The organism is Pseudomonas sp. 3A(2025) (assembly GCF_054589175.1).
In genome coordinates this window covers 77,054-90,039 of the sequence record NZ_BAAILM010000031.1, presented here as the reverse complement: position 1 = coordinate 90,039, position 12,986 = coordinate 77,054, and the positions used below count along the sequence as shown (strand labels likewise).

Annotated in this window: 8 protein-coding genes; 6 read left to right on the top strand and 2 right to left on the bottom strand. The window is 62.0% G+C overall.

What is annotated here, in order from left to right:
* The first annotated feature begins 57 nt into the window (after nucleotides 1-57).
* Entirely contained in the window at nucleotides 58-636 is a 579-nt protein-coding gene (locus tag ACYP2A_RS11615) for a PilZ domain-containing protein (protein WP_459745139.1), read from the top strand.
* Between the two features lie 21 nt (nucleotides 637-657).
* Complete coding sequence (locus ACYP2A_RS11610) at nucleotides 658-1,380, top strand: glycerophosphodiester phosphodiesterase (RefSeq protein WP_459745138.1); 723 nt, start codon at nucleotides 658-660, stop codon at nucleotides 1,378-1,380.
* Between the two features lie 42 nt (nucleotides 1,381-1,422).
* On the opposite strand, the gene sthA is transcribed toward ACYP2A_RS11610, so the two are convergent.
* Nucleotides 1,423-2,817 carry a Si-specific NAD(P)(+) transhydrogenase gene (gene sthA / locus ACYP2A_RS11605; RefSeq protein ID WP_459745137.1) on the bottom strand — a complete coding sequence of 465 codons (1,395 nt, stop codon included), beginning with the start codon at nucleotides 2,815-2,817 and terminating at the stop codon, nucleotides 1,423-1,425.
* 338 nt (nucleotides 2,818-3,155) lie between these two features.
* On the opposite strand from sthA, the gene tcuC reads away from it, so the two are divergent.
* Nucleotides 3,156-4,439 carry a tricarballylate/proton symporter TcuC gene (tcuC, locus tag ACYP2A_RS11600; protein WP_459745136.1) on the top strand — a complete coding sequence of 428 codons (1,284 nt, stop codon included), beginning with the start codon at nucleotides 3,156-3,158 and terminating at the stop codon, nucleotides 4,437-4,439.
* Nucleotides 4,440-4,539: 100 nt separating this feature from the next.
* Here tcuC and ACYP2A_RS11595 read toward each other — a convergent pair whose 3' ends face one another.
* Nucleotides 4,540-6,003, bottom strand: a complete 1,464-nt coding sequence (locus tag ACYP2A_RS11595; protein WP_459745135.1) for a glyceraldehyde-3-phosphate dehydrogenase — start codon at nucleotides 6,001-6,003, stop codon at nucleotides 4,540-4,542.
* Between the two features lie 189 nt (nucleotides 6,004-6,192).
* Between ACYP2A_RS11595 and mfd the strand changes: the two genes are divergently transcribed.
* The 3 genes from mfd (at nucleotide 6,193) to ACYP2A_RS11580 (ending at nucleotide 12,982) form a co-directional block, all read left to right on the top strand.
* Entirely contained in the window at nucleotides 6,193-9,645 is a 3,453-nt protein-coding gene (gene mfd / locus ACYP2A_RS11590; protein WP_459745134.1) for a transcription-repair coupling factor, read from the top strand.
* Between the two features lie 11 nt (nucleotides 9,646-9,656).
* Nucleotides 9,657-10,193 carry a CsiV family protein gene (locus ACYP2A_RS11585; protein ID WP_459745133.1) on the top strand — a complete coding sequence of 179 codons (537 nt, stop codon included), beginning with the start codon at nucleotides 9,657-9,659 and terminating at the stop codon, nucleotides 10,191-10,193.
* Nucleotides 10,194-10,267: 74 nt separating this feature from the next.
* Complete coding sequence (locus ACYP2A_RS11580) at nucleotides 10,268-12,982, top strand: DEAD/DEAH box helicase (protein ID WP_459745132.1); 2,715 nt, start codon at nucleotides 10,268-10,270, stop codon at nucleotides 12,980-12,982.
* Nucleotides 12,983-12,986 lie beyond the last annotated feature (4 nt).

Genomic DNA, 12,986 nt, shown 5'->3' with positions numbered 1-12,986 from the left:
AAACGCTCGGCCTTACACTCGAAGCTCTCTGACCACAGCCGTTAGCACGGGTTCGCCATGTCGACATTAGATGAAGAAAGACGCCGCGAATACTACCGTATCGAGGACAGCGTCGCACTGGAAATTAACCCCCTGACGGAGGCTGCCAGCTGCGCGATGCCGCGTATTACGGTGTTGTTCCAGTTACTCAGCGAGCTGCATGTCAGCGAGTTCGAGTCCCAGCATCTACTGCGCCAGCTCGACGAACGCGACCGCGTGCTCAACAGCTTTCTCAAGACCCTGAGCAAGCGCATCGACCTGCTCGGCCAGGTCGTGGCGCACACCGCACTGGGTGAACTGGGCGCGCCGCAGCCGGTTTTACTCTCAGAAGCCGGTATACAGTTTCATGCCGCCCAGCCCTATAGCCCGGACGCGCTTCTGTCACTCAAAATGGTATTAATGCCACAAGCTGCAGGCATGATGCTTCAGGCCCGCGTGCTGAGATGCGAGGCCCGTGGCGAGGACGTTTACGAAATCGATACAGAATTTGTCGACCTGCCCGATGCGCAACGCCAGTTGCTGGCCCGGCATGTGTTGCAGCGCCAGGCCCAGCAACGCCGCCTGGCCCGCGAGCAGGCTGCACCACCCGAGTCTTGATGCTTTAACCAAGGAGTAATTGTGACCCTGATCTACGGCCATCGCGGCGCCAAAGGCGAAGCACCGGAAAACACCCTCACCAGCTTCCAGCAATGCCTGCAACACGGCGTGCGCCGCTGCGAGCTGGACCTGCACCTGTCGCGCGACGGCGAACTGATGGTTATCCACGACCCGACCCTCAAGCGCACTACCCAGCGCGGCGGCAAGGTCAACGAGCATCTGGCCCAGGACCTGGTGACCTATGACGCCCGCCATGGCGGCCCGGGCTGGGCACAACCCTGCCCCATCCCGACGCTGGAAACCTTGTTCGAACAGTGCGATTTCGAGCATTGGCAACTCGAAGTCAAAAGCGCTTCACGCACCCGCGCCGCCAGCACGGTACTGGCCATTCGCGAACTGGTGCAGCGTCATGGCTTGATGGACAAAGTCACCATTACCTCCAGTTCCCGCGAAGTGCTGCGCGCCGCCCTGGAACTGACACCGGACATTTCACGCGGGCTGGTGGCCGAATATGCCTGGCTGGACCCTTTGAAGGTCGCCCAGGGCTATGGCTGCGAGATTCTGGCGTTGAACTGGACGCTGTGCACCCCCGAACGCCTGATCAAGGCGCAGCGCCAGGGGCTGCACGTGTCGGTGTGGACAGTCAACGAACCGGCGCTGATGCGCAGGCTCGCTGACTTCGGCGTAGACAGCCTGATTACAGACTTTCCCGGTTTGGCCACCGCCACTCTCGGGAATCGCTGAAACCGGTATCCCCGGCCGGCTCAGGCCACCGGCCGGAGCCGCTCAAAAAAGCCGGTTGAGACCGTCGTAAGCCGCTACCCGATAGGCTTCGGCCATGGTCGGGTAGTTGAAGGTGGTGTTGACGAAGTATTTGAGCGTATTGGCCTCGCCCGGCTGGTTCATGATCGCCTGGCCGATGTGCACGATCTCCGAAGCCTGGTCGCCGAAGCAATGCACGCCCAGCACTTCCAGGGTCTCACGATGGAACAGGATCTTCAGCATGCCGACGCGCTCACCGGAAATCTGCGCACGCGCCATGCCCTTGAAGAACGCCTTGCCCACTTCGTACGGCACACGGGCTTCGGTCAGCTCGCTCTCGTTCTTGCCGATCGAGCTGATCTCCGGAATCGTGTAGATACCGGTCGGCACATCGTTGACATACCGCCAGCTGCCGTTCTCGACCACGCTGCCGGCCGCCGAGCGCCCCTGGTCATAAGCAGCACTGGCCAAGCTCGGCCAGCCGATCACATCGCCCGCACCGTAGATGTTGCCCAGCTTGGTGCGATAGTTCTCGTCGACCTCGATCTGCCCACGGCCATTGGCCTTCAGACCGATGTTTTCCAGGCCCAGCTTGTCGGTGTTGCCGGTCCGGCCGTTGCACCACAGCAAGGCATCGGCCTTGATCTTCTTGCCGGACTTGAGGTGCAGGACAACGCCGTTTTCCAGGCCTTCGACCCGCTCGTACTCTTCGTTGTGACGCACCATCACGTTGTTGTTGCTGAAGTGATAGCTCAGCGCCTGCGAAATCTCCTTGTCGAGGAAACTCAGCAACTGGTCGCGGTTGTCCACCAGTTCGACCAGCACGCCCAGACCGCTGAAAATCGAAGCGTACTCACAACCGATCACGCCAGCGCCGTAAATGATCAGTTTGCGCGGGGTGTGGCTCAGGCTGAGGATGGTATCGCTGTCGTAGATACGCTTGTGCGAGAAGTCGATATCGGACGGGCGATACGGCCGCGAGCCAGTAGCGATGATGATCTGGTTGGCGACCAGCTTTTCGACCACGCCATTGGCGCAGACCACATTGATGCTGTTTTCGTCGGCGAAACTGCCGGTACCGAAGAACACGTCGACCCGGTTACGGGCGTAGTAACTGGTGCGCGAGGCCACTTGCTTGGAAATGACGATTTCGGCGTTTTTCAGTACATCGGGAAACGAGAACCAGCGTGGCTCGCCGATGGCGCGGAACATCGGGTTGGTGTTGAACTGGATGATCTGCTTGACCGAGTGACGCAGTGCCTTGGAAGGGATGGTGCCCAGGTGGGTGCAGTTGCCGCCGACCTGACGACGGCTGTCGACCATGGCCACCTTGCGCCCCGCCTTGGCGGCGTTCATTGCCGCGCCTTCCCCGGCAGGACCGGACCCCAATACCACTACATCGTAGTTGTAGACAGCCATGCGTACTCCTATAGAACAGGCCGAGGCGCCACTCTGGCATCTCTGGCTAAATCACGCGGCGCAGTCTAGCGCTGCGTCGAAGCGGGGAACATTACCCCTTGGTCGAGTCGAAGGCCAATTTTTCTCCTGAAAACGGCCTCGACTCTCTTCACACGAACCTGAACAAACCTTGAACCACTCGCCCTTCAACGCCGCAACCGCTCTACAACGGTTGTCTACGCGACTCTTTAAACATAATGTTACAAAACCCCCGCATCCGGGCGCAGACCCGGAGTGCTGCCCACGCAGCCAACAGACTGACCAACCACTCCGATAATCAGCCCGAAGAGTCAGCCCCAATGACCTCAACAACAAGTAAAGGCAAGGCGATATTTCGCGTTGTCAGCGGCAACTTCCTCGAGATGTTCGACTTCATGGTCTACGGCTTCTACGCCACGGCCATTGCCAAGACCTTCTTCCCCGCAGACAGTGCATTCGCTTCGCTGATGCTGTCGCTGGCCACCTTCGGCGCAGGCTTTCTGATGCGCCCGCTGGGGGCGATCTTTCTCGGCGCCTACATCGACCGCCACGGTCGCCGACAAGGCTTGCTGATCACCCTGGCGCTGATGGCCATGGGCACCTTGCTGATCGCCTGCGTACCGAGTTACGCCAGCATTGGCCTGGCCGCCCCGCTGCTGGTGCTGCTCGGGCGCCTGCTGCAAGGCTTCTCGGCCGGCGTGGAACTGGGCGGCGTCTCGGTCTACCTGGCAGAAATCGCCACACCGGGGCGTAAAGGCTTTTTCGTCAGTTGGCAGTCGGCCAGCCAACAGGCCGCCGTGGTGTTCGCAGGCTTGTTGGGCGTAGCCCTCAACCACTGGCTGAGCCCGCAGCAAATGGGCGATTGGGGCTGGCGCTTGCCGTTTTTCATCGGCTGCATGATCGTGCCGGCGCTATTCATCATTCGCCGTTCACTGGAAGAATCGCCAGAGTTCGAGGCACGCAAACACCGCCCCACCCTCAGTGAAGTGATGCGCTCGATCCGCCAGAACTTCGGCCTGGTCATCGCCGGCATGGCACTGGTGGTGATGACCACGGTGTCGTTCTACCTGATCACCGCCTACACCCCGACCTTCGGCAAGAACGAACTGAACCTGTCGGATCTGGAAAGCTTGCTGGTGACGGTCTGTGTGGGGGTGTCCAACTTTATCTGGCTGCCACTGATGGGCGCGCTGTCCGACCGCATCGGCCGCAAGCCGCTGCTGGTGGGTGCGACGGTGCTGGCCATTGCCACCGCCTACCCGGCCCTGTCATGGCTGGTCGCACACCCAAGCTTCAGCCACTTGCTGATGGTCGAACTGTGGCTGTCGTTCCTGTATGGCTCCTACAACGGCGCCATGGTCGTGGCCCTGACCGAAATCATGCCGGTCGATGTGCGTACTACAGGCTTCTCGCTGGCCTACAGCCTGGCCACTGCAACCTTTGGCGGCTTTACGCCTGCGGCCTGCACCTACCTGATCCACGCCCTGGACAACAAGGCAGCGCCCGGCATCTGGCTCACCGCCGCCGCCATCATGGGCCTCATCGCCACACTCGTGCTGTTCCGCACTCAAGCGGCAAGTGGCAAGCTTCAAGCGGCAAGTTAGAAGCGGATCGTGTAGCACCTGAAATCTGCGCATAAAAAAACGGGTCGAATAATCGACCCGTTTTTTCTTGCAGCTTGAAGCTTAAAACTTGCCGCTGCGTTTACGCAGGAAACGCCGGTGGGTTGACGCCTGCCATGTCTTCCATGACGCGCACAACCTGGCAGCTGTAACCGAATTCGTTGTCGTACCAGACGTACAGAACAACGCGGTTATCGTTGGCAATGGTCGCTTCGGCGTCGACGACACCGGCGTGACGCGAACCTACGAAGTCGGTCGATACCACTTCTTGCGAGCTGACGTAGTCGATCTGCTTGTGCAGGTCCGAATACAGGGCGATGTCGCGCAGGTATTCGTTGATCTCTTCGCGAGTGGTGGCTTTTTCCAGGTTCAGGTTCAGGATCGCCATCGACACGTTTGGCGTCGGTACGCGAATCGCGTTGCCGGTCAGCTTGCCGGCCAGTTCAGGCAGGGCCTTGGCGGCAGCGGTGGCAGCACCGGTCTCGGTGATGACCATGTTCAGCGCGGCGCTGCGGCCACGACGCGAACCCTTGTGGAAGTTGTCGATCAGGTTCTGGTCGTTGGTGTACGAGTGAACGGTTTCGACGTGACCGTTGATAATGCCGTACTTGTCGTTGACAGCCTTGAGCACCGGCACGATGGCGTTGGTGGTGCAAGAAGCGGCCGAAACGATCTTGTCGTCATCGGTGATCTGGCCGTGGTTGATGCCGTGAACGATGTTCTTCAGCTTGCCTTTGCCAGGTGCGGTCAGGACCACACGACCGACACCCGGGCAGGCCAAGTGCTGGCCCAGGCCGTCGGCATCGCGCCATACACCGGTGTTGTCCACCAGCAGGGCGTTCTGGATACCGTACTGGGTGTAATCCACCTCGGTCGGGTTCTTGGCGTAGATGATCTGGATCAGGTTGCCGTTGGCGGTCAGGGTGTTGTTGGCTTCATCAATGGTGATGGTGCCATCGAACGGGCCGTGTACCGAGTCGCGACGCAGCAGGCTGGCGCGCTTGACCAGGTCGTTTTCGGCGCCCTTGCGAACCACGATGGCACGCAGGCGCAGGCCGTCGCCACCACCGGTCTTCTCGACCAGGATACGCGCCAGCAGGCGACCGATACGGCCGAAACCGTACAGCACGACGTCGGTGCCCTTGCGCTCGGAGGTCTTCTGCTGACCCACTACGCTGGCCAGCTCGTCACGTACGAACTGCTCGGCGTTGCGGCCGTTGCCTTCGGTCTTGTACTTGACGGCCAGACGGCCCAGGTCTACCGAAGCGGCGCCCAGCTTGAGCTCGCTCATGGCCTTGAGCAGCGGGAAAGTTTCGTGCACCGACAGCTCGCTCGCATCGGCCTGGCGATGGCGGGCAAAACGGTGGGCTTTGAGAATCGCGATGACTGAACGGTTGATCAGGCTGCGGCCGTAGATCGAAGAGACCACATTGTTATTGCGGTACAGCTGGCCGATAAGCGGGATCATAGCTTCGGCGAGGGCTTCACGGTCGATCCATTCACCAAGACACTGGTCGGGCTTCTGAGTCACGGGAACCTTCCACATGTAGGGGCAGAAAAAAGGGGCTACATTATGACCGGGCCTTTGTTTCTGAGCAATGCACGGCGATCAGATCTTTTGGCACTACATAAATTTTGCCCTCAAAATCAGCCAATGGCGCTGGAAAACTGACAGCCACCGCCTTCGCCCGTTACAATCGCCGCCCCTGTCGCACTGCCTGGAGCCCGACCTTCCGTGCCCGTCCTGCGTCTACCGCATCTCCCTGCCGCTGCCGGCAAGCAACACTGGGGCAATCTCCCCGGTGCCGCCCTGAGCCTGGCCATTGCCGAGGCCGCCAATGCCGCCCGGCGTTTTACCCTGTTGCTGACGGCCGACAGCCAGGGCGCCGAACGCCTGGAGCAGGAACTCAAGTTCTTTGCCCCTGATCTGCCGGTGCTGCATTTCCCCGACTGGGAAACGCTGCCCTACGATCTGTTCTCGCCGCATCAGGACATTATTTCCCAGCGCATCGCCAGCCTGTATCGCCTGCCCGAGCTGAGCCACGGCGTGCTGGTGGTACCGATAACCACCGCGCTGCATCGTCTGGCGCCGACTTCGTTTCTGCTCGGCAGCAGCCTGGTGCTCGATGTCGGCCAGAAGCTGGATGTCGAGGCCATGCGCACCCGTCTTGAGGCCAGCGGCTATCGCTATGTCGACACGGTCTACGAACACGGTGAATTCACCGTACGCGGCGCGCTGATCGATCTGTTCCCGATGGGCAGCAAGGTGCCGTACCGCATCGACCTGTTCGACGACGAGATCGAAACCCTGCGCACCTTCGACCCGGACACCCAGCGCTCGATCGACAAGGTCGATTCGGTGCGCCTGCTGCCGGCCAAAGAGTTCCCGCTGCACAAAGATGAAGTCGTACGCTTCAAGGCGCGCTTTCGCGAGCGCTTCGATGTCGACTTCCGCCGCAGCCCGATCTTTCAGGACCTCAACAGCGGCATTACTCCGGCCGGCATCGAGTACTACATTCCACTGTTCTTCGAACAGACCTCGACCCTGTTCGATTACCTGCCACAAGACACCCAGGTGTTTTCCCTGCCCGGCATCGAGCAAGCGGCGGAGAACTTCTGGAACGACGTACGCAACCGTTATGAAGAGCGCCGGGGCGACCTGTCGCGGCCCTTGCTGCCGCCGGCCGAGCTGTTTTTGCCGGTCGAAGACTGCTTTGCCCGCCTGAAAAGCTGCCCGCGCGTCGTGGTCAGCCAGCAGGACGTCGAAACCGGTGTCGGCCGCGAGCGCTTCCCGGCCCGTCCCTTGCCGGAGCTGGCCATCGAAGCCAAGGCCAACCAGCCCCTGGCGGCGCTGTCGAACTTTCTCGAGCAGTTTGCCGGACGCGTGTTGTTTACGGCCGAATCGGCCGGGCGCCGCGAAGTGCTGCTCGAATTGCTCGAACGCCTCAAGCTGCGACCAAAGACCGTCGACAGCTGGCAGGATTTCGTCGACGGCAAGGACCGCCTGGCGATCACCATTGCACCGCTCGACGAAGGCCTGGTGCTCGACCAGCCATCGCTGGCACTGATCGCCGAAAGCCCGCTGTTCGGCCAGCGGGTCATGCAGCGTCGGCGTCGCGAAAAGCGCAGCGATCAAGGCAGCAACGATGCGGTGATCAAGAACCTCACCGAGCTGCGCGAAGGCGCGCCGGTGGTGCACATCGATCACGGCGTGGGCCGTTATCAGGGCCTTGCCACCCTGGAAATCGACAACCAGGTCGCCGAGTTCCTGACCCTGGTCTACGCCGACGACGCCAAGCTGTATGTGCCGGTGGCCAACCTGCACCTGATCGCCCGCTACACCGGCAGCGACGACGAACTGGCGCCGCTGCACCGGCTAGGCTCGGAAGTCTGGCAAAAAGCCAAGCGCAAGGCCGCCGAACAAGTGCGCGATGTCGCCGCCGAACTGCTCGACATCTATGCCCGCCGCGCCGCCCGCGAAGGCTATGCCTTCGAAGACCCGAAGGCCGACTACGCGACCTTCAGCGCCGGCTTCCCGTTCGAAGAAACCCCCGACCAGCAGTCGAGCATCGATGCCGTGCGCGCCGACATGCTGGCCGCCAGACCGATGGACCGCCTGGTGTGCGGCGATGTCGGTTTCGGCAAGACCGAAGTGGCCATGCGCGCGGCGTTCATTGCCGTGCACGGCGGCCGTCAGGTCGCGGTGCTGGTGCCGACCACCCTGCTCGCCCAGCAGCACTACAACAGCTTCCGCGACCGCTTCGCCGACTGGCCGGTCAAGGTCGAGGTGATGAGCCGCTTCAAGTCGGCCAAGGAAGTCAACGCGGCGGTGGCCGATCTGGCCGAGGGCAAGCTCGACATCGTCATCGGCACGCACAAGTTGCTGCAGGACGACGTCAAGTTCAAGAATCTGGGCCTGGTGATCATCGACGAAGAGCACCGCTTCGGGGTGCGCCAGAAAGAACAGCTCAAGACCCTGCGCAGCGAGGTCGACATCCTCACCCTGACCGCCACGCCGATTCCGCGCACGCTGAACATGGCCGTGTCGGGCATGCGCGACCTGTCGATCATTGCCACGCCACCGGCGCGGCGCCTGTCGGTGCGCACCTTTGTCATGGAGCACAACAAGCCCACGGTCAAGGAAGCGCTGTTGCGCGAACTGCTGCGCGGCGGCCAGGTGTACTACCTGCACAACGATGTGAAGACCATCGAAAAATGCGCCGCTGATCTGGCCGAACTGGTGCCCGAGGCACGTATCGGCATCGGCCACGGGCAAATGCGCGAGCGCGAGCTCGAACAGGTGATGAGCGACTTCTACCACAAGCGCTTCAACGTGCTGGTGGCCTCGACCATCATCGAGACCGGCATCGACGTGCCCAGCGCCAACACTATTCTGATCGAGCGCGCCGACAAGTTCGGCCTGGCGCAGTTGCACCAGTTGCGCGGCCGGGTCGGGCGCAGTCACCACCAGGCTTATGCCTACCTGCTGACCCCGCCACGCAAGCAGATCACCCCGGACGCCGAGAAGCGCCTGGAGGCCATCGCCAATACCCAGGACCTGGGTGCAGGCTTTGTGCTGGCCACCAACGACCTTGAAATTCGCGGTGCCGGCGAACTGCTAGGCGATGGTCAAAGCGGGCAGATTCAGGCGGTCGGCTTTACCCTGTACATGGAAATGCTCGAACGCGCGGTCAAGTCGATTCGCAAGGGTGAGCAGCCCAACCTCGACCAGCCGCTGGGCGGCGGGCCGGAGATCAACCTGCGGGTGCCGGCGCTGATTCCCGAGGCCTATCTGCCGGATGTGCATACGCGGCTGATCCTCTACAAGCGTATCGCCAACGCCGCCGACGAAGAGGCGCTCAAGGACCTGCAGGTCGAGATGATCGACCGCTTCGGTCTGTTGCCGGAGCCGACCAAGAACCTGGTGCGTATCACACAGCTGAAACTGGTCGCCGAACAATTGGGCATCACCAAGATCGATGCAGGTCCCCAGGGCGGTCGTCTGGAGTTTGCCGCGACCACGCCGGTCGAGCCGCTGACCCTGATCAAGCTGATCCAGGGCCAGCCCAACCGTTACAAGTTCGAAGGCGCCACGCTGTTCAAGTTCATGGTGCCGATGGAGCGTCCTGAAGAGCGCTTCAACACGATCGAGGCGCTGCTGGAGCGCCTGACCCCGAAAACTGCTTGAAGGATGTATCGATGCGCGTGTTTCGTTCACTGATCCTGCTGCTGACCGTGGCCCTGACGCTGGCCACGCCAAGCGCGTTTGCCAACGGGTTGTATCAGGTCGAGACCATCCTGTTCCGCCAGCTCGGCGAAGCCGCCGCGACGCCACAACTGGCCCCGGAACACTGGGATGCCGGCGCTGCCCGTGTGACAGCGGACATTCAGCGCAGCACCGCGCTCAATGCGCTGGTCGACAAGCTACAGGCCAGCGGCCAGTATCAGGTGCTGCTGCACCGCGCCTGGCAGCAACAACTGGGCAGTGAGCCCAGCGTGATGGCGGTCACCGATGGCCAGGGGCAGTTCGGGCATTACCCGGTCGAAGGCACCTTGAGCCTTGCAATCGCACGCTTTACCGATTACGAAGCCGACTTCTGGGTCAACCAGATGGACGCTCACGGCGTGCTGGTCAGCAGCGAGCGCTTGAAGCAGAGCGCACGCATCAAGAACGGCGAACTGACCTTTCTCGACTACGGCAGCCTGGCACTGCTGGTCAAGGTTTCGCCGCTCTGACCACCGTATTCGTCCACGGGGCGAGCGCTGCGGCGCTCGTCTTTTTTTGAGCAGCACAAGGGTTTTGCACACCGGTGTCATCCATTCTCGAAAAAGTCCTGGCTCGCCCCTGGAAATACCTGTTCAAACCCCAGACGCTTGAGCGCGGGCGCGACTACGCCCTGCAAAAACGGATCGTGCTTGACCACAGCAGTGACCAGGTGATCCGCACTCAGTGTCGCGGCAGCGGGCTGGATCGCTACACCCAGACGCTGGTGTTCAAAGACCCCGAGCACTTCAGCGAGTACCTGGTGTGCACCTGCACCTGCCCGGTGCGCAAGGACTGCAAGCATTGCGTGGCCGCGCTGTACTACCTGCAAGACCCGCGCAACCGCGAAACCCTGGGTCTCAAGGCGCCGCCCGAACCGCGTTCCACGCTGCCTGAAAGACTGATCGACGACTTGATGCCCAAGCCGCGACTGATCCTGGCCAGTGTCGAATTCAGTGCCTTCGAGCCGCGTAACGGGCGCATGCAACGCCAGATCCAGCACCGTGCGGCCCTGGCCTTCGCCTATGGCAAGCACTACGCCGTCGGCACGACCCATGTGAGCATTCTGACCAGCACGCTGGGCAGCGATCTGGTCAACCAGAAAAGCGACATCATCGAGCACACCGCCACCGAAACCCTGCGCATTCGCCGCCAGGGCGAGCACGAGCGCCTGTACCGCCAGCAACTGGCCAACCTCGGTTTCAAGATCGCCACCCGGCAAAGCAAGGCCCTGCCCGACAGCGCTGGCGAAATGTACGAGCTGCCCAACGACAAGGCCTGGCTGCATTTCGTCCTCGACGAACTGCCCGCGTTGCGCGAGCAAGGCTGGGAGATCCAGCAACAGGACAGCTTCGGCTTCAACGTTACGCCGGTCGATGACTGGTACGCGGTCATCGACGAACAGACCGACCGCAACTGGTTCGACCTGGAACTGGGCATCATCGTCAACGGCGAACGCCTGAGCCTGCTGCCGATCCTGATCAACCTGCTGCGCAGCCACCCCGAGCTGACCAGCCCGGCAGCGGTGGCCAAGCGTGGCGATGAAGAACAACTGCTGGTACAGCTCACCCCGCGCGACCTCGACGGCGGTGCACCGGTGCAGATCGCCCTGCCCTATGGCCGGCTCAAGCCGGTGCTGGCGACGCTGGGCGATTTCTACTGGCGTGAAACCGACAGCAATGTACTGCGCCTGAACACCGCCGACGCCGCACGCCTGACCGAGCTCGACGACCTGCCGCTGTCGTGGCAAGGCGGCGACCGGCTGCGTCAGTTCGCTGATCGGCTGGCCAATATCAAGGACGCACCGGTCGATCTGCCCGAAGGCCTGAATGCACGCCTGCGCCCCTATCAGCTCGAAGGCCTGAGCTGGATGCAGTCGCTGCGCGAACTGGAAGTCGGCGGCGTGCTGGCCGACGACATGGGCCTGGGCAAGACCCTGCAAACCCTCGCCCACCTGCTGCTGGAAAAACAGGCCGGGCGCCTCGACCGGCCGGCGCTGGCGGTGATGCCGACCAGCCTGATCGGCAACTGGCTCGACGAAGCGGCGCACTTCACTCCACAGCTCAAGGTGTTGGCCCTGTACGGCGCACAGCGCCATCAGGACGTTGCCGACCTGCGCGACTACGACCTGATCCTGACCACCTACGCCCTGCTGCCGCGCGACCTTGAACACCTGGAAAAACTGCCGCTGCACGTGCTGATTCTCGATGAAGCGCAGTACATCAAGAACCCCAAGAGCAAGGCCGCCCAGGCCGCCCGCGAACTCACCGCACGCCAGCGTCTATGCCTGTCGGGCACGCCACTGGAAAACCATCTGGGCGAGCTGTGGTCGCTGTTCCACTTTTTGATGCCCGGCTGGCTGGGCAGCAGCAAGGAGTTCAACAGCAACTACCGCACCGCCATCGAGAAGCACGGCAACCGTGACCGCCTGCTGCACTTGAATGCGCGCATCAAGCCATTCTTGCTGCGCCGCACCAAGGAACAGGTGGCCACCGAGCTGCCGTCCAAGACCGAAATCGTGCATTGGGTCGAACTCAACGACAGCCAGCGCGACGTGTATGAAACCGTACGCCTGGCCATGGACAAGAAGGTCCGTGATGAAATCGGCAAAAAAGGCATGGCCCGCAGCCAGATCGTGATTCTGGAGGCACTGCTCAAGCTGCGCCAGGTGTGCTGCGACCTGCGGCTGGTCAACGACAACCCGATCAACCCGCGCCACGGCAGCTCGGCCAAGCTCGGCAGCCTGATGGAGATGTTCGAAGAACTGCTGGCCGAAGGCCGACGGATTCTGCTGTTCTCGCAGTTCACCTCGATGCTGACGCTGATCGAGCAAGAGCTGAAACAACGCGGCATCGCCTATGCCCTGCTGACCGGCGCGACCCGCGACCGACGCACGCCGATCCGCGAGTTTCAGGAAGGCCGTTTGCCGGTGTTTCTGATCAGCCTCAAGGCCGGCGGCACCGGCCTTAACCTGACCGCCGCCGACACCGTGATCCACTATGACCCGTGGTGGAACCCGGCCGCCGAAAACCAGGCCACCGACCGCGCTTACCGGATTGGCCAGGACAAGCCGGTGTTCGTCTACAAGATGATTTCCCGCGGCACGGTGGAAGAAAAGATCCAGCGCCTGCAACAGGAAAAGACGGCGCTGGCCGCCGGTGTGCTGGACGGGCGCACCAGCGGTGACTGGAAGCTGGGCGAAGAAGACCTGCAAGCGTTGTTCGCCCCGTTGCCGCCGGTGCCAAAAAAAGCCCGGGGTTGAAACG

Coding starts and splice junctions, on each gene's coding strand:
- ACYP2A_RS11615 (WP_459745139.1), top strand. CDS start 58: ATGTCGACATTAGATGAAGAAAGACGCCGCGAATACTACCGTATCGAG.
- sthA (WP_459745137.1), bottom strand. CDS start 2,817: ATGGCTGTCTACAACTACGATGTAGTGGTATTGGGGTCCGGTCCTGCC.
- tcuC (WP_459745136.1), top strand. CDS start 3,156: ATGACCTCAACAACAAGTAAAGGCAAGGCGATATTTCGCGTTGTCAGC.
- ACYP2A_RS11595 (WP_459745135.1), bottom strand. CDS start 6,003: ATGTGGAAGGTTCCCGTGACTCAGAAGCCCGACCAGTGTCTTGGTGAA.
- ACYP2A_RS11585 (WP_459745133.1), top strand. CDS start 9,657: ATGCGCGTGTTTCGTTCACTGATCCTGCTGCTGACCGTGGCCCTGACG.